This window comes from Neisseria sp. 23W00296 (assembly GCF_044772855.1).
Classification (GTDB): Bacteria; Pseudomonadota; Gammaproteobacteria; order Burkholderiales; family Neisseriaceae; genus Neisseria.
Map to the genome: position 1 here is coordinate 56,538 of NZ_CP173024.1, position 16,367 is coordinate 72,904.

At 58.1% G+C, this 16,367-nt stretch carries 13 protein-coding genes; 5 read left to right on the top strand and 8 right to left on the bottom strand.

All coding sequences use genetic code 11. The features are described from left to right. Window positions 1-16: 16 nt before the first annotated feature. The 4 genes from ACG2K1_RS00290 to ACG2K1_RS00305 all read right to left on the bottom strand — a co-directional run bounded on the left by ACG2K1_RS00290 (window position 17) and on the right by ACG2K1_RS00305 (window position 4,995). Complete coding sequence (locus ACG2K1_RS00290) at window positions 17-469, bottom strand: chemotaxis protein CheX (RefSeq protein ID WP_009425487.1); 453 nt, start codon at window positions 467-469, stop codon at window positions 17-19. A gap of 56 nt (window positions 470-525) precedes the next feature. Further along, on the bottom strand, window positions 526-891 hold the full coding sequence (locus tag ACG2K1_RS00295; protein ID WP_395428810.1) for a response regulator: 366 nt from the start codon (window positions 889-891) through the stop codon (window positions 526-528). A 12-nt stretch (window positions 892-903) separates the two neighbouring features. Next, window positions 904-2,994, bottom strand: coding sequence for an ATP-binding protein (locus ACG2K1_RS00300; protein ID WP_094031016.1), 2,091 nt, complete (start codon window positions 2,992-2,994; stop codon window positions 904-906). A 588-nt stretch (window positions 2,995-3,582) separates the two neighbouring features. Continuing rightward, the gene (locus tag ACG2K1_RS00305) at window positions 3,583-4,995 is read right to left on the bottom strand and encodes a lipopolysaccharide biosynthesis protein (protein ID WP_395428811.1); all 1,413 of its coding nucleotides are present in this window, start codon (window positions 4,993-4,995) and stop codon (window positions 3,583-3,585) included. 217 nt (window positions 4,996-5,212) lie between these two features. On the opposite strand from ACG2K1_RS00305, the gene ACG2K1_RS00310 reads away from it, so the two are divergent. Then, entirely contained in the window at window positions 5,213-5,479 is a 267-nt protein-coding gene (locus ACG2K1_RS00310) for a SemiSWEET family transporter (protein ID WP_395428812.1), read from the top strand. Window positions 5,480-5,698: 219 nt separating this feature from the next. On the opposite strand, the gene tgt is transcribed toward ACG2K1_RS00310, so the two are convergent. From tgt to ACG2K1_RS00325, 3 genes are all read right to left on the bottom strand, one after another. Further along, window positions 5,699-6,835, bottom strand: a complete 1,137-nt coding sequence (gene tgt / locus ACG2K1_RS00315) for a tRNA guanosine(34) transglycosylase Tgt (protein ID WP_395428813.1) — start codon at window positions 6,833-6,835, stop codon at window positions 5,699-5,701. Between the two features lie 206 nt (window positions 6,836-7,041). After that, window positions 7,042-8,385, bottom strand: a complete 1,344-nt coding sequence (gene ftsY / locus ACG2K1_RS00320) for a signal recognition particle-docking protein FtsY (protein ID WP_395428814.1) — start codon at window positions 8,383-8,385, stop codon at window positions 7,042-7,044. 26 nt (window positions 8,386-8,411) lie between these two features. Next, complete coding sequence (locus ACG2K1_RS00325) at window positions 8,412-8,618, bottom strand: phosphoglucosamine mutase (RefSeq protein WP_395428815.1); 207 nt, start codon at window positions 8,616-8,618, stop codon at window positions 8,412-8,414. Between the two features lie 153 nt (window positions 8,619-8,771). Between ACG2K1_RS00325 and ACG2K1_RS00330 the strand changes: the two genes are divergently transcribed. After that, window positions 8,772-10,157, top strand: coding sequence for a M16 family metallopeptidase (locus ACG2K1_RS00330; RefSeq protein ID WP_395428816.1), 1,386 nt, complete (start codon window positions 8,772-8,774; stop codon window positions 10,155-10,157). Further along, the gene (locus ACG2K1_RS00335) at window positions 10,154-11,452 is read left to right on the top strand and encodes a pitrilysin family protein (RefSeq protein WP_009425500.1); all 1,299 of its coding nucleotides are present in this window, start codon (window positions 10,154-10,156) and stop codon (window positions 11,450-11,452) included. Before ACG2K1_RS00330 ends, ACG2K1_RS00335 begins: the two co-directional genes overlap by 4 nt. Before the next feature lie 196 nt (window positions 11,453-11,648). Here ACG2K1_RS00335 and aceK read toward each other — a convergent pair whose 3' ends face one another. Continuing rightward, window positions 11,649-13,406, bottom strand: coding sequence for a bifunctional isocitrate dehydrogenase kinase/phosphatase (aceK, locus tag ACG2K1_RS00340; RefSeq protein WP_395428817.1), 1,758 nt, complete (start codon window positions 13,404-13,406; stop codon window positions 11,649-11,651). 166 nt (window positions 13,407-13,572) lie between these two features. On the opposite strand from aceK, the gene grpE reads away from it, so the two are divergent. Then, complete coding sequence (grpE, locus tag ACG2K1_RS00345; RefSeq protein WP_395428818.1) at window positions 13,573-14,115, top strand: nucleotide exchange factor GrpE; 543 nt, start codon at window positions 13,573-13,575, stop codon at window positions 14,113-14,115. A gap of 233 nt (window positions 14,116-14,348) precedes the next feature. Beyond that, complete coding sequence (dnaK, locus tag ACG2K1_RS00350; RefSeq protein WP_395428819.1) at window positions 14,349-16,280, top strand: molecular chaperone DnaK; 1,932 nt, start codon at window positions 14,349-14,351, stop codon at window positions 16,278-16,280. Window positions 16,281-16,367: the final 87 nt, after the last annotated feature.

Sequence of the window (16,367 nt, forward strand, 5' to 3'; positions counted from 1 at the left end):
ATTGCAGGGCGGAAAATCATTTGCGCAGGCTGATGACGATGGCCGCGCTGCGGTTGCGCCAGGTTATCGGGATGACGAAGGAGCGGTCTTTGCGCGGCAGCAGGATTTCGTCGGGTGCGCCGCGCAGGACGATGGGCACGGAAATTTCAAATTCCTCGCCGAATTCGCTGCGCGCGTTGCCGGCGATGGTGTTGGCCACTTCGCCCACCAAATCGGCCATCAGCTCTTCGCCGGTGTCTTTCTCGCCTATCAGCACCAAAAGGCGTTCGAGCAGCTCTTTGGGGGCGGTGAAATAGACGACGCCCTGGTTTTTTCCCGAAATGGCAATTACGCCGGTGAAATCTTTGGCCGACGGTATTTTGTTTTCGATGAGGTAGGGCGTGCCTACCACCAGTTCTTCCCCTGTAATCATTTGCGCGAAATATTTTTGCACGCCGTCGATAAATATTTGTAACTTCTCTTCTTTCATGTTTATTCCTGTGTTTGTGACAATCGGTTCGGGCGGTTTGCCGAGGCGGCCGCGAATCAGCCTTCCAGCATTTCGTTCAGTGCGCCGAACAGTTCTTCGTCGGAAAATGGCTTGTAGAGGAAGCCGCGCGCGCCCAGTTGCAGGGCTTTGATGCCGGTGGCTTTGTCGGCCAGCGCGGAAACGACCAGAATATTGGCGTTTTCATCCATGGCGGTGATTTGGGCGATACACTCCAAGCCGTCCATTTTGGGCATGGTCAGATCCATGGTAACCACATCCGGGTGGTGCTGGCGGTAGAGGGCGATTGCTTCTTCGCCGTTTGACGCGGAGGCCACCACTTCGAAATCCATTTTGCTCGACCCGCGCGAAATGCGGTTGCGGATAACGTTGGAATCGTCGACAACCATAATGTGTTTTGCCATAGTTTTTAATCCTTATCCTAATTTGGGCAGCGTGAAGGTGAAACGGGTATAGCCTTGCGGGCGGGTGGTTACGTTTACCGTGCCGTTCAGAGAGATGATGCGGTCTTTGATGATGTCCAAACCTATGCCGCGGCCGGCGTCTTCGGTGCTGTCGTTGGCGGTGGAGAAGCCCGGGCTGAACAGCAGTGAAACCAGCGTTTTTCTGTCCAGATTGGCGGCTTCTTCCTCGGTGTATCTGCCCAAACTTACGGCTTTTTGCGCGATGGCGCGGTAGTCGATGCCGTTGCCGTCGTCTTCGAAAGTAAGGACAAATCTGTCGCCGTGGTATTTCAGTCCCATGTGGACATGGCCGATGGTGAGTTTGCCGCGCTGGTTGCGGATTTCGGGTTTTTCGATGCCGTGTACGACTGCATTGCGCAGCAGCTGGATGGCGATTTCGGTAATGACCCGATCCATTTTTTTGTTGCCGGTGCTTTCCAGGCCGCTGTAGGTGAAGGCGGCTTCTTTTTTGTTGCGTTTGGCGATATCGGCGACAAAATCGGCATAGCGGCTGCGGGTGGTTTGCGGTGTGGCGGCTTGCTTACCGTCCAAAGTAACGGGGGCTGTACCACCGATTTTAGCCAGCAAATCTTCGATGGTGTGGGTGAGACGGATCAGTTCTTCCAGTTGCACGGTCAGACCGAGGAAGTTTTCGCCGGAGAGCTTGGGCGTTTGTTTCAGGCGGTTGAGGTTGGTTTCGAAGTTTTCCGCCATATTGGTGAAGCCGCTCAGTTTCAGGGCGGACGCTTCGCCTTTCATGCTGTGCACTTCGCGGTAGATGGCGTTTACTTTTTCATACAGCGACATGCCGCTTTCGTCTTGCACCTTCAATACCGAGTTGATGCTTTGGATGCGCTGCTTGGTGTTGTTGATAAAGTCGTTCAGCGAATCGCGGTCGGCCTGCAAAATGGTGCTGAGCATTTCGAGCTGGACGTCGTTCTGCTCGCGCTCCTGTTCCATTTTCTGTTCCAGCAGTACGGCATCGGTAACATCTTCCACGTTCACCAGCACGCGGGTAATGGCTTTGCCGTGATAGACGCGGCGGAAGTTGAAGTCGAGAAAGCGCTCGTTGCCGTCAACCTTTACTTTCTGGCGGATGAGGGGGTTGAGCGAGGCAATCAGACGTTCTTTGGTGCGCGCGTTGTAGAGCTGGCCGACGAAGTCGTTGGTGGTGTTCAGGTCTTTGGTGTCGATGAAGCTGCTCAAAACGTCGAGCAGGTTTTTGCCGCCGACATTTTTCTGGCCGATCAGGCTTTCGAGCTGTTTCGAATATTGCGAACCGATGGTCAGGTCTTTGTCGAGCAGGAACAGACCGGTGGTTACCGTGTCCATAATCTCGGTAGTTTCTTTTTTCGCCGCATCTGCCGATTTGTCGGCGGCGAGCAGTTTGCGGATGAAGTAGGCCAAGAACAGCGCAAGGTATAACACTGCGCCCCCGATACCAAAAATCTCCACGTTTCTTAATTGGATGCCGCGTTCTTCCAACTTGGCACGTTTGTTTGCCAGCAGGAAATTGGTGATTTCGGTAAAGCGGGCGTTGTTGTTTTGCAGACTCAATAACGCAGCATCAACCAACGAAGCATCGGCGGTGGGGTCTTCGGCCTTTTTCAGATAGGCGTCTACGATGATTTTTGATTCTTTCCATTTTCGCACCATCTCTGCCATCAAGGCTTTTTTGACACCTTTGTCGGCTGCGTCCACCAAATATTTCCGGCCGTCAATGGAAAGATAGTCGCCGCCTTTGGCTGTGGCCTGCAGCGAGCGGGAAAAAGCGTCTTGCGCCTCTTTGGTACGTTTTAATGCACCTTGCACCAAGGGATTTTTCGGGTCTTGGTGGGTGTTGAGTTTGAGCATCTGGACGTTTTCCAGCAATTCGCCATACGCGTTTGCCATTTCGGCGGTAACGTAACTTTGGACGGAATCTTCTTCAATCTCGTTGGAAATATGGTTGGCATAAGCCAATAATCCTGCCAGCAATACAACGAAGATGCCGATGGAGATAATCAATCCTCGATACCGACTCAAACCGGCGGAATCGGTTTTGGGCGCCGTATTGTCGTTCATGGCTTTCCTTTCACTCAAATAAGAAATGTGTTTTCAGGCTGTTGAAAAGGGCGGTTGAAACCAAAGTGTGGTGTCCGTCCATAAAATTACGCGGCAAGTCCGACCCATTGCGGTTGGGATTGTTTTACGGATGGAGCAGCACGAAAACAAAGAAGGAGGCCGGTATTCCTCCGATAAGGTTTCAGCCCTCTGCCCGATTGGGCGGCCGGAGCGACGGTTTCATTCATAATGTAAGTCCTCAATTTGGTTGGTATTTTATACTGCCGGAAAACAACGGTTTGGGAAGATTCGGAGTGAAGCTTTCTTCCTTACAAATTTATTTCCAAAAAATGCAATTTGGAAAATTTTGTGTTGTTTTGTAAGTTTTCTCAGCTTTTTCGGATTATAAGTTATAAATATGTAAATTTACACTTAATTATGTAAAGACAAATTTATCCGGTTTTATTTCGATATTTGTTGATTTATATCAAATTAATGCGTTTTGGTAACGGATTGCACTCAAAAAACGATTGGGGGAGCAAAGACTGCCGGGGTGGCGAATGTAAAAGTCTCCGAAGGCATGGTAGCGGACAGGCCGTCTGAAAGGACCTACCGCCGCCCAAACCGGGCTTTCAGACGGCCTAAATCATCGCGGACCAGCCAAGCCGCCCACAGAAGCCCGGCCGTCCACAAAACGGCAAACAGCGGATAGTTTTGCGCGTTGCCGAACAGGGTGTGCGACACGGCGGCGGCGAGGGTGGCAAGAGTGGCGGGGTAGAAGGTGCGGCGCGGCAGCGGCTGCCACAGGTGGGCGGACAGCTCGCTTTTGAGCACGCAGAAAATCCAGAACGCCGCCGCCGCCGCTGCCGCCGCGCCGCGTGCACCGTAGGGCGGGATAAGCGCGTAAAGCAGCGGCAGGGCGGCGGCGAGGGCGGCCAGCGAAACAGAGGGGACAAGGCCGCTTTTGCGCCGCACATTGATACCGATGCCCGTTGCCTCCGTCAGCGTATACAGCAGCGGCACGAGCACGGACGACACCAAAACGAAGCGCACGGCGGCATACTGCGGCGGCAGAATCAGATCGGCCAGCGGCGACAGCAGCCCGGCCAAACACGACAAAGCCAGCACGGCGGCGCAGAGCAGGGCGGCGGCGCGGGCGACTTTGTCCGCGCCGCCGCCGTCTGCCGCCCATTTGAACACCGTCGGTGCCCACACCGTGGCAAACACGTTTTGCAACATGCCCGCCGCCGCCGCAAAGCCCGCCGCCAGCGCGTATACGCCCAACTCTTCCGGCGCGGCCAAATCGCGCAGCAGCCAGCGATCGGCCGAGGAAAACGCCCAGTAAACCAACGCGCCCGCCGCCAGCGGCAGGCCGTAGGCGAGGGCGGAGCGCAGTTCCGCCGCCGACCAGCGTGCCCGCCACGCCGCCGCGCAGTCGCGCCGAGTCTGCCACAGCAAAAGCGGCAGCGCCGCCGCCTGCGCCGCCGCGAACACCGCCAGCAGGGTGAAGGTGTCGGCGGGCAGCCAACCCGTCAGGCAGAACGCGGCCGCCGCCAAAACCAGCAGCTTGGGCAGCAGCTGCGACAGCGAAAACGCCCACGCCCGCCCGTTCATCCGCAGCACCAGCGACAGGCAGCGCGTCAGCAGCAGCGCGGCGGCAAACAGCAGACACAGCAGGCTCAAACGCGCGTCGGCGAGCGAAAACACGGTTTCAGACGGCCTCTCGGGCGCAAAAACCATCAGCGCGGCAAACGCGGCGGCGGCCAGCAGCAGCGGCGGCGCGGCCGTGTGTTTCAGCAGCGCGCCTTCTCGCCCCCTGTAATGGTGGAACTCGCGGATATAGCTCTGATCCAAGCCCAGCCCGAGCACAATCAGCGCCAGCGCGGCGGCGGTTTGCATCAGCAGCAGCCGTCCCATGTCGGCGCTTGAAAAATGGCGCGACAAAAGCGGCAGGGCGGCAAACGAGGCGGCCGCGCCGCCGACCGGGCCGGCGGCATAGGCGAGAAGGGTTTTGAGCTTCATAAAACAGGCTGGGAAAAGGGTTGTACGGCGGTTTTCAGACAGCCTCTGTGTCTTTTGAAGCCGTCTGAAAACGCTCTGATGCCGCGCGGTGTGGTATGGTTTGAGAACGGCATAAAGCGGGCGTATGATGCCGCGTTTCTTTGCCGCCCGGGCGACAACAGAACAGGCATCCGCCAAAGGGCTTTGCGCCCCTCACAAACATTTCGACAGGAAAATCATGAACGAAAAGCAAATCCGCATTTTGGGCACTATCGGCAGCATCATGGCCGTGGGCATGTATGTGGCCTATATCCCGCAGATTCAGGCCAATCTGGCCGGACGCGAGGTCGGTTTTATGGAACTTTTGCAGCCGCTGGTGGCCTGCATCAACTGCACCATCTGGGTGGCTTACGGCCTGTTCAAACAGCCGCGCGACTGGCCGATTGCCGTTGCCAACGCGCCGGGCATTGTGCTGGGTTTGGTGACTTTTATTACCGGCCTGTAAAAGGCTTGTATAACAGAGCGGGTTTTCCCGCTCTTTCTTTATTCTGAGGCCGTCTGAAAACCTTTCAGACGGCCTTTTTGTTATGGTGGAACAACACGGAAAGATACAAGGCAGCAAGCCGCAGACAGTACAAGTAGTACGAGGCAGGTTTTCTTGGCATTTCCAATGCCGTAGAAAGCCGCCCTCTTCGAGCTAAGGCGCAGCAACGCCGTAGATTTTCTATTTTGGTTCACTATACTCCGCTTCGGGATTCGTGCCGCGCAGCTCGTGAAAACGCGCGCGCCAGTCGGCAAAATGCCCTTGTTCGATGGCTTCGCGCATTTCTTCCATAATCACCTGATAGAAATGCAGGTTGTGGATGGTGTTGAGCTGCGCGCCGAGAATTTCGCCGGCGCGGTGCAGGTGGTGCAGATAGGCGCGGCTGAAGTGTTGGCAGGTATAACAAGTGCAGCTTTCGTCCAGCGGCGCGGTGTCGTGTTTGTGTTTGGCGTTTTTGATTTTTACGTCGCCGAAACGGGTAAACAGCCAGCCGTTGCGGGCGTTGCGCGTGGGCATCACGCAGTCGAACATATCCACGCCGTGCGCCACGCCGTACACCAAATCTTCGGGCGTGCCCACGCCCATCAGGTAATGCGGCTTGTGCGCGGGCAGCATCGGGCCGACGGCGCGCAGCATGCGGTACATCTCGGGCTTTGGTTCGCCGACACTCAAACCGCCGATGGCAAGCCCCGGGAAGTCGAATTCTTCCAGCCCGCGCAACGACTGTTCGCGCAGGTCTTCATACATCGCGCCCTGCACGATGCCGAAGAGCGCGTTGGGGTTTTTTAAGTCTTCAAACGCCTTTTTCGAGCGCTCCGCCCAGCGCAGACTCATTTGCAGCGATGCTTCAGCCTGCGATCGCGTGGCTTCGCCGGGCGTGCATTCGTCCAGCTGCATGGCGATGTCGGAATTCAAAACCGTTTGGATTTTCATCGAGATTTCGGGAGACAGAAATAATTTGTCGCCGTTAATCGGGCTTTTGAAAGTGCAGCCTTCTTCGGTCAATTTCCGCATATCGGCGAGCGAGAAGACTTGAAAGCCGCCCGAGTCGGTGAGTATCGGTTTGTCCCAGCCGATAAACTGATGCAGGCCGCCGAATTGTCCGATGACTTCCAGCCCGGGGCGCAGCCACAAGTGATAAGTGTTGCCGAGAATAATCTGCGCCTTGATGTCGTTCAGGTTGGCGGGCGACATGGCTTTAACCGAGCCGTAAGTGCCCACGGGCATGAAAACCGGCGTTTCGATTTTGCCGTGGTTGAGTTCGAGCGTACCGCGACGGGCGTGGCCGTCGGTTTTGTGCAGGGTGAATGTGAGCATGGTGTTCGGGTGCGGGAAACAAAGGGGCGGATTATAGTGAACCAAAATAGAAAATCTACGGCGTTGCTGCGCCTTGCCGTATTCCCCATACTGTCTGCGGCTTGCTGCCTTGTATCTTTCCCATTTTGTTTCACTATTATACGGCAAGAGGCCGTCTGAAAACCCTGCGGCGGGTTTTCAGACGGCCTGACATTCGCGGCGCGTGTTCAACCGTCGATGAGGGCATCAACGAAGGCGCGGGCGTTGAAGGGGCGCAGGTCGTCGATGCTCTCGCCGACGCCGATGTAGCGCACGGGTATCGGGCGGGCGGAGGCGAGGGCGGCGAGGACGCCGCCTTTGGCCGTGCCGTCGAGCTTGGTGACGATAAGGCCGGTGACGCCTAGCGCGTCGTCGAAGGCTTTGACCTGGTTGACGGCGTTTTGACCGATGTTGGCATCGAGCACGACGATGATTTCGTGCGGCGCCTCGGGCATGGCTTTCTGCAAAACGCGTTTGACCTTTTTGATTTCTTCCATCAGATGAAGCTGGGTGGGCAGGCGGCCGGCGGTGTCGGCCAGTACGATGTCGGTTTTGCGGGCTTTGGCCGACTCGACGGCGTCGTAGCAGACGGCGGCGGAATCGCCTTTGGCCTGGGAGATGACGGTGACGCCGTTGCGCTCGCCCCATTCCTGCAACTGCTCGCGGGCGGCGGCGCGGAAGGTGTCGCCTGCGGCGAGGATGACGGATTTGCCCTGCTGCTGGAAGTATTTGGCGAGTTTGCCGATGGAGGTGGTTTTGCCCGCGCCGTTGATGCCGGCCATCATGATGACGAAGGGTTGGCCGTTGCTTGGGATGTTGAGCGGTTTTTCCAGCGGCGCGAGCAGGTCGTAGAGGGCTTCTTTGAGCGCCTGACGCAGTTCGCGGCCGTCTGAAAGGCCTTTGAGGGAGACGCGGCGGCGCACTTCGTCCATCAGCTGCTCGGTGGCTTCGATGCCCATGTCGCTGGTGAGGAGGACGGTTTCGAGTTCTTCGTAGAGGTCTTCGTCGATTTTGCCGCCGCCGAACACGCCCGCGAGGGATTTGGCCATTTTGTCGCGCGATTTGCCGAGGCCTTTTTTCAGACGCGCCGCCCAGCCGCCGTTGTCGGTTTGCTCGGTGTCGGTTTGTTCCGTGTCGGTTTGTTCCGTGTCGGTTTGTTCCGTGTCGGTTGCGGACGGGGTTTCGGCGGTGTCTGCCGCTGCGGCTTCGGGCGGCGGGTTGTCGTTTTCAGACGGCCTCCCGTCTGCCGCTGCCTCTGGCGCGGTTTCGCTCGGATTGAGGCCGTCTGAAACGGTGTTGTCGGACGGGGTTTCGTCTGCGCCCGCGGGCTCCTGCGTTTCGGCGGGACGGTTGAGCAGGCCGCTGCGGTCGGCGTTGCGGATGTCGTCGAGGTATTTCTGACGCGCGGCGGCGGCTGCGTCCGCAGATTCGGCGGGCGCGCTTTCGGCGGCGTTTTGCGCGGTGTCGGTTTGCTCCGCTTCTTTGTCGGCGGATTCGGTTTTGCGTTTGAATAGGAAGTCGAATAGTGCCATGTGTGTTCCTGACGGCGGGTAGTGGGTTAGCTTTTGTCGGCCTGGCGGGAAACGGCGTTGAGCTGCTCGTCGGTCAGCGGGCTGTCGTCTTCGAAGCTGACGTTGTCGCCGAGATCGGCGTCGTCCATTTGCAGGCCGTCGTCTTCGGGGAGGGCGGACGGTGCGGGTTCGGCAGGCTGTGCGGGCGCGGGCGGCGGGGTGCGGCGGAAGAGCTTGGCAAGAAATCCGAACATGATTTATTCCTTTTATTGCGTTGTTAGGCTGCTGGCGGCGGATTGTAACGCAAGCGGCGCGGATTGGGGCGCGGCGGCGGCGCTTTTTTGCTTTTCAGACGGCCTTTGCCCCTTTAATATGCGCGTTTCGTTTATTTGTTGACAGGAATTCGGATGATGTTGCGTTATTCTGCGGTGCTGCTTTTGGCGCTTGTGCCGTTTTCGCAGGCGGAGACGGTGCTCTCGACGCTGCCCAACGGCATGAAGGTGCTGGTGAAGGAAGACAGGCGCGCGCCGGTGGCGGCGGTGCGGCTGTGGTACAAGGTGGGCAGCGTGGACGAGCACGCGGGCAAAACGGGTTTGAGCCACGCGCTGGAACATATGATGTTCAAGGGTACGAAGGCCGTGCCTGCGGGCGAGTTCAGCCGCCGCGTCGCCGCGCTGGGCGGCAACGACAACGCCTATACCAACCGCACGGAAACGGTCTACACCACCAATATCGCGGTGAAAAACCTGAACGAAGTGCTGAAAATGGAGGCCGACCGCATGTCCAACCTCAATTTCAGCGACAAGGCTTTCGCCAACGAGATGGACGTGATCCGCGAAGAGCGCCGCATGCGCACCGACGACAGCCCCGGCGGCAAAATGTGGGAAACGCTGCACATCAAAATGTGGCGCAAACCCTTCAACAAAGCGCCCGTTATCGGCTATATGGCCGACCTGCACAAACTCAAAGCCGCCGATCTGCGTGCGTGGTACAGGCAATGGTATGCGCCGAACAACGCCATGCTGGTGATTGTCGGCGACGTGGACGCGCGGCAGACCGTGAAGGAAGTGCAAAAACTGTTCGGCAGCATCCCCAAGCGCAAACTGCCCGCGCGCAACGGCGAATTCGAGAGGCCGTCTGAAGCGCGCGCCGTGCAGGCCGAGGTGTACGCCGTCACCGCCCAGCCCATCGTCAGCCTCAACTGGCGCGTGCCCGCCGCCGAAAAAATCAGCGACGAAATGCCCTATGCCCTCGAAATGCTCGGCCTCGTCCTCGCGGGCACGGATTCGGCACGCTACAACAAAAAACTCCAGCGCGGCGATGCCGTGGCGCTGGCCGTGTCGGCCGGATACAGCGGCTTCGGCCGCAAAAACGCCATGTTCTCCGCCGGCGGCCTGCCCAACGGCCAAACCACGCCCGAAGAGCTGAAAAAGCGCCTGCTCGCCGAAATCCGCGACATCGCCGACAAGGGCGTCACGCAGGAAGAACTCGAACTCATCCGCCGCCCCGTCGAAACCTCGCGCATCTTCGCCAAAGACTCCGTACGCAGCCAGGCCGACACCTTGGGCGAACTCGAACACAACGGCTTCGGCTGGCAGACCGAAGACGAAGCCGTCCGCCGCCTGCTCTCGGTTACGCCCGCACAAGTGCAGGCCGCCGCCCGCCTGATTGCCGCCTCGCCGCTGACGCAGATTACCGTCCTGCCCAAAGCGCGGCAGGCGCAGGCGGCAGAAGGCCGTCTGAAAACACCCGAAACACCCGCCGCCGCGCAAGAAAACAAGGCACAGCCATGAACAAAGTCCTCATCCTCCCCCTCGCGGCCGCCCTGGCCGCCCCCGCATACGCCGTCACCTTCCAACGCTGGCAAACCGCCGACGGTGCCACCGTCACCTACGTCGAGCGGCGCGAGCTGCCCATCGTCCACATGGAAATCACCTTCAAAGGCGCGGGGCAGACCGGCGAGAGCGCCAAAGGCGTCGCCGCCTTCACCGCCGACATGCTCTCCACCGGCACGCAGCAATACGGCGAAGAAGAGCTGCACGACCTCAGCAACCGCCTCGGCGTCACCGTCGGCAGCAGCGCGGGCACGGAAAACGCCTCTGTCTCCTTCGCCTCCCTCAGCCGCCGCGACACCCTTTCAGACGGCCTCAAACTCGCCAACCAAATCGTCGCCCATCCCAAATTCGACGGCAAAATCCTCGAACGCGCGAAAAGCCAGGCCGCCACCGCCCTGCGGCAAAACCTCAGCCGTCCCGCCTTCGTCGCCTCGCGCGGGCTCACCGTCCTCAACTACGGCAATCACGCCTACGCCGACACCGCGCGTCTGAACGAAGCCGACATCGCCGCCGTCACCACCGACGCTTTGAAAGCGCACCACCGCAGCACCTACGCCAAAAACAACGCCTACGTCGCCATCGTCGGCGACGTCAGCCGCCAGGAAGCCGGCGAAATGGCCGCCGCCGTCCTCGACGGCCTGCCCGCCCAGGCGGATATCCGCCCCATCGCCGACATCCCCGAAACCGACGGGCGTCAGCAGGACATTCCTTTTGCCGACAAAGAACAGGCCGTCGTCGTGATGGGTCTGCCCCTGCTCGTGCACAAAGACCCCGACCGCTACGCCCTCACCGTCGGCAACTACATCCTCGGCGGCGGCGGCTTCGACAGCCGCCTGATGAAAACCCTGCGCGACGAAAAAGGGCTGGTCTACGGCGTTTCCTCCGCGCTCAGCCCCTTGGAGAAAAAAGGGCCGTTTGCCGTTTCCTTCTCCACCAAAAAAGGCAGCGCCGCCGAAGCGCTGGCCGCCGCCCGCAGCGTTTTGGAAAATTTCATCGCCCAAGGGCCGACCGAAGCCGAACTGAAACAGGCCAAAGACAACATCGTCGGCAGCTTCCCGATGAGTTTCGACACCAACGCCAAAACCGTCGGCCTCGCCGCCGCCGTCGGCGTGCGCGGCCTGCCGCTCGATTACTACGACAACTACACGCGCAACATCGAAGCCGTTACCGCCGAACAGATAAAAGAAGTCTGGCAGCGTCGCCTCGATCCCAAGAAAATGAACGTCGTCACCGTCGGCAAAGAAACGCGTTGAGGCCGTTTCTGCCTGTATTTTTGCGGGGCAAAACGCACAAAGGCCGTCTGAAAGGTTTTTTCAGACGGCCTTTCTGTGTCCGCACGGCCTGTTTTTGTATCGGGTCGGCAGGTGCTTTGAGGCCGTCTGAAAGCGGAGCTTCAACGAAGTTAAGAACCGGTTTGAAACGGGCTTTTCAGACGGCCTCCTGCCCGTTTCACGCGTCGGTATCGTCCACCAGCCCTTCCGCCGTCTGCTCGGGATGGAAACGGACGGACTGCGGGTAGGGGTAGAAATCGTCGAGCAGTCCCTGTTGCAGCCGCTCTTTTTTGCCCTGCCAGAATTCGGGGGTCAGAAGGTCGCGGTGGTGTTTGAGGAAGACCTGCCGCACGTCGGGTTCGCCCAAGAGGAAGGGGGCGAATTCTTCGGGGAAAACGTCGCCTTTGTGTATGGGATACCAGGGTTCGGCGGCCATTTCGGCTTCGGGGGTCGGCGCGGGCGGGATTTTGCGGAAGTTGCAGTCGGTCATGTATTCGATTTCGTCATAGTCGTAGAAAATCACGCGGCCGAAGCGGGTCATGCCGAAGTTTTTGTAGAGCATGTCGCCGGGGAAGATGTTGGCCGAGGCCAGCTCTTTCAGGGCGAAGCCGTAGTCGATCACCGCCGCCGCTTTTTCTTCGGGAGCGGCCTGCTGCATGAAGAGGTTGAGCGGTTGCAGGCGGTGTTCGATGTAGGCGTGCCTGATGATGACCATGTCGTCGGTTTCTTCGATCTGGCAGGGGGCGAGGGTGCGCATTTCTTCGAGGAAGGCGGTGTCGCAGCGCGATTTGGGCAGCGGGATGTCGGAAAATTCCATGGTGTCGGCCATGCGTCCGACGCGGTCGTGTTTTTTCACCAGCAGGTATTTGCGGCGGACGTATTCGCGGTCGAAGTCTTTGTTGGCGCCGAAGGTGTCTTTGATAACTTTGAACACATAGGGAAAAGAGGGCAGGGTGAACACGCTCATCACCAGCCCTTTCACGCCGGGCGCAAGGATGAATTTGTCGTCGGAGTGGCGCAGGTGTTGGGAAAACTCGCGCCAGAAGATGTTTTTGCCCTGTTTGTGCAGGCCGAGCAGGGTGTAGAAATCGCCGTCGGAGCGCATGGGCAGCATTTCGCGCAGAAAACGCACGTAGCCGCTGGGCACGGGCATGTCGACGAGGAAATAGGCGCGGGCGAAGGAGAAGAGGACGGAAATCTGTTTCGGATCGAAAAGGGCGGCGTCGATTTTCAGACGGCCTCTTCCGTCGTGCACCACGGCCAGGGCGAAGGGGTGGCTGCGGCTGCCGTTGACGATGCGGCCGAAGACGTAGGCGGATTTGTTGCGGTAGAAGGCCGAATCGAGCACTTGGACGTGCAGGTTCATTTCCTGCGGCGGCCATTCGGCGGCGAAATGGCGGCGGGCGGCGCGCATGATGTCGGCCACGTCGGCCGCGGCGTGGGCAAAGGGAATCTGCCAGCCGAAATGGCCGAGGATGCGGCGCAGACAGCCGCGCAGGCCGGTTTCGGCGGGGTAGTAGGGGAAGAAAACGGGCGGATCGGAATCGATGAATTCGGTGCTGATGGCCGGTTTGACGAAGATGAAGCGGTTGTTGAAATACTTTTTGTCCAGCACTTTGGTGGACACGGAATTGAAAAAGGTTTCGGCCAGCTCGGGTTGTTTGTGGTCGACCAGAAGGGCGATGTATTCCTTTTTCACTTCCGCCCAAAAGGCGTCGGAAGCGTCGGGCGGCAGGCTCTGGCGCAGGATGTCGGCCGCTTCGCGCACGCGGCGGTCGTACATTTGGATGCGCTGCGCCGACAAATCCTGTATCCCCTTCCAGTCGCCGCGCTCGAACAGCGCTTTAGCCTGCGAGGATTTTTCGCGGAACAGGCGGTAGTGTTTGTCGAAGCCGGCCAGCATGGCGGCGGCGGCGCGGGCGGCGGGTGCGGTCATGGTTTCTCCTTTGTTTCGTTTGTTATTGCTTCGGCACAACCATATGCCGCAGCGGCGGAAAAAGCAAGGCGCAAAGCCCGCCGCCCAGTGCTTGAAACCGTTTCAGACGGCCTTATATTGCCGCCTTATGAAAAATCCCTTCCGTTACTTCCAAAAAGGCAAAAACATGAACGAACAAAACCCCGCACCCGAAGAAGAACTGAATACCGCCGATCAGGCCGAAGCCGCGTCGCCGAGCTATGAAGACTTGCAGGCGCAGGTGGCCGAACTGGAAGGCCGTCTGAAAGACGAAGAGCTGCGCGGCCTGGCCAACGAACAAAACCTGCGCCGCCGCCACCAGCAGGAAATCGCCGACGCCTACAAATTCGCCGGACAGAAATTCGCCGCCGAAATGCTGCCCGTGAAAGATTATCTGGAAATGGCCCTGCTCGACCAAAGCGGCAATTTCGACGCGCTGAAAACAGGCGTGCAAATGACGCTGAACGAGTTGAACAAAGCGTTTGAAAACACACACATCAGCGAAATCAACCCGCAGCCGGGCGACAAACTCGACCCGCACCGCCACCAGGCCATGCAGGCTGTGGAAAGCGATCAGGAGCCGAACACCGTGGTCGGCGTGATGAAAAAAGGCTACGCCCTATCCGACCGCGTATTGCGTCCGGCCATGGTAACCGTCGCCAAAGCCGCCGCAGAAAACACGGCGCAATAAACACGGCACAGAGGCGTTTTCAGACGGCCTTTTGAGGCCGTCTGAAAAGCCGGTAGGCAGCAAAAACCGCATAATGGTTTGATTTTAAAATTCAAAAAGTTGTGATTTTTTTACAACACAGCCCTTGAAAAGTTTCCCTTCTTCCCTATTTTGCAGCGCATGACAAGACGGCGGCAGCTTTATGAGGCCGTCTGAAAACAGATTAACCAATCATTTTTTAGGAGCAATACAATATGGCAAAAGTAATCGGTATCGACCTGGGTACAACCAACTCCTGTCTGGCCATCTCTGAAAACGGCCAAACCAAAGTCATTGAAAACGCCGAAGGCGCGCGCACCACGCCTTCCGTCATCGCCTACCTCGACGGCGGCGAAATCCTCGTCGGCGCACCGGCCAAACGCCAGGCCGTAACCAACGCCAAAAACACCATCTACGCTGTAAAACGTTTGATCGGTCATAAATTTGAAGACAAAGAAGTCCAACGCGACATCGAATCCATGCCTTTCGAAATCATCAAAGCCAACAACGGCGACGCATGGGTGAAAGCGCAAGGCAAAGAGCTGTCTCCGCCGCAAGTTTCCGCAGAAGTCCTGCGTAAAATGAAAGAAGCCGCCGAATCTTACTTGGGCGAAAAAGTAACCGAAGCCGTGATTACCGTTCCCGCCTACTTCAACGACAGCCAACGTCAAGCCACCAAAGACGCAGGCCGTATCGCCGGTTTGGACGTAAAACGCATCATCAACGAGCCGACCGCAGCCGCACTGGCCTTCGGTATGGACAAAGGCGACAACAAAGACCGCAAAGTAGCCGTATATGACTTGGGTGGCGGTACCTTCGATATTTCCATCATCGAAATCGCCAACCTCGACGGCGACAAACAATTCGAAGTATTGGCCACCAACGGCGACACTTTCTTGGGCGGCGAAGACTTCGACCAACGCCTCATCGACCACATCATCGCCGAGTTCAAAAAAGAACAGGGCATCGATCTGAAAAACGACGTGATGGCCTTGCAGCGTCTGAAAGAAGCTGCCGAAAAAGCCAAAATTGAATTGTCCAGCGGTCAGCAAACCGAAATCAACCTGCCGTACATCACCATGGACGCAACCGGCCCGAAACACTTGGCGATGAAAATCACCCGTGCCAAATTCGAAAGCTTGGTTGAAGACCTGATTGCCCGCTCTATCGAGCCTTGCCGCACCGCACTGAAAGATGCCGGCTTGAGCACCAGCGACATCGACGACGTGATCTTGGTCGGCGGTCAGTCCCGTATGCCGAAAGTACAAGAAGCCGTTAAAGACTTCTTCGGCAAAGAGCCGCGCAAAGACGTCAACCCTGACGAAGCCGTTGCCGTAGGCGCAGCGATTCAAGGCGAAGTATTGAGCGGCGGCCGCAGCGACGTATTGCTGCTCGACGTTACCCCGCTCTCGCTCGGTATCGAAACCATGGGCGGCGTGATGACCAAGCTGATTCAGAAGAACACCACCATTCCGACCAAAGCGTCGCAAGTGTTCTCGACAGCCGAAGACAACCAAAGCGCAGTGACCATCCACGTACTGCAAGGCGAACGCGAACGTGCTTCTGCCAACAAATCTTTGGGTCAGTTCAACTTGGGCGACATCGCACCCGCACCGCGCGGCATGCCGCAAATCGAAGTAACCTTCGACATCGATGCGAACGGCATCCTGCACGTTTCGGCCAAAGACAAAGGCACGGGCAAAGCCGCCAACATCACCATCCAAGGCTCTTCCGGTTTGAGTGAGGAAGAAATCGAACGCATGGTGAAAGATGCCGAAGCCAACGCCGAAGAAGACAAAAAACTGACCGAACTGGTGCAGAGCCGCAATCAGGCCGAAGCCCTGATTCATTCAGTGAAAAAATCGCTGGCCGACTACGGCGACAAACTCGACGCTGCCGAGAAAGAAAAAATCGAAGCCGCGCTGAAAGAAGCCGAAGAAGCCGTCAAAGGCGACGACAAAGCCGCCATCGATGCCAAAGCCGAAGCCCTCGGTTCAGCCAGTCAGAAACTGGGCGAAATGGTGTACGCACAGGCGCAGGCCGAAGCCCAAGCCGGCGAAGGCGCGGCGCAGTCGGAATCTTCCGCCAAGAAAGACGACGACGTAGTCGATGCCGATTTTGAAGAAGTGAAAGACGACAAGAAGTAATCGAGGCCGTCTGAAAAAAGCGCGAACCGTGAAGGTTCGCGTTTTTTTGTGTGCGGGAGCGTAATGGCGAAAGGCCGTCTGAAAGTG

Excerpts from the sequence above, each read along its gene's own strand:
- ACG2K1_RS00290 (WP_009425487.1), bottom strand. The coding sequence starts at position 469 with ATGAAAGAAGAGAAGTTACAAATATTTATCGACGGCGTGCAAAAATAT.
- ACG2K1_RS00295 (WP_395428810.1), bottom strand. The coding sequence starts at position 891 with ATGGCAAAACACATTATGGTTGTCGACGATTCCAACGTTATCCGCAAC.
- ACG2K1_RS00300 (WP_094031016.1), bottom strand. The coding sequence starts at position 2,994 with ATGAACGACAATACGGCGCCCAAAACCGATTCCGCCGGTTTGAGTCGG.
- ACG2K1_RS00305 (WP_395428811.1), bottom strand. The coding sequence starts at position 4,995 with ATGAAGCTCAAAACCCTTCTCGCCTATGCCGCCGGCCCGGTCGGCGGC.
- ACG2K1_RS00310 (WP_395428812.1), top strand. The coding sequence starts at position 5,213 with ATGAACGAAAAGCAAATCCGCATTTTGGGCACTATCGGCAGCATCATG.
- tgt (WP_395428813.1), bottom strand. The coding sequence starts at position 6,835 with ATGCTCACATTCACCCTGCACAAAACCGACGGCCACGCCCGTCGCGGT.
- ftsY (WP_395428814.1), bottom strand. The coding sequence starts at position 8,385 with ATGGCACTATTCGACTTCCTATTCAAACGCAAAACCGAATCCGCCGAC.
- ACG2K1_RS00325 (WP_395428815.1), bottom strand. The coding sequence starts at position 8,618 with ATGTTCGGATTTCTTGCCAAGCTCTTCCGCCGCACCCCGCCGCCCGCG.
- ACG2K1_RS00330 (WP_395428816.1), top strand. The coding sequence starts at position 8,772 with ATGATGTTGCGTTATTCTGCGGTGCTGCTTTTGGCGCTTGTGCCGTTT.
- ACG2K1_RS00335 (WP_009425500.1), top strand. The coding sequence starts at position 10,154 with ATGAACAAAGTCCTCATCCTCCCCCTCGCGGCCGCCCTGGCCGCCCCC.
- aceK (WP_395428817.1), bottom strand. The coding sequence starts at position 13,406 with ATGACCGCACCCGCCGCCCGCGCCGCCGCCGCCATGCTGGCCGGCTTC.
- grpE (WP_395428818.1), top strand. The coding sequence starts at position 13,573 with ATGAACGAACAAAACCCCGCACCCGAAGAAGAACTGAATACCGCCGAT.
- dnaK (WP_395428819.1), top strand. The coding sequence starts at position 14,349 with ATGGCAAAAGTAATCGGTATCGACCTGGGTACAACCAACTCCTGTCTG.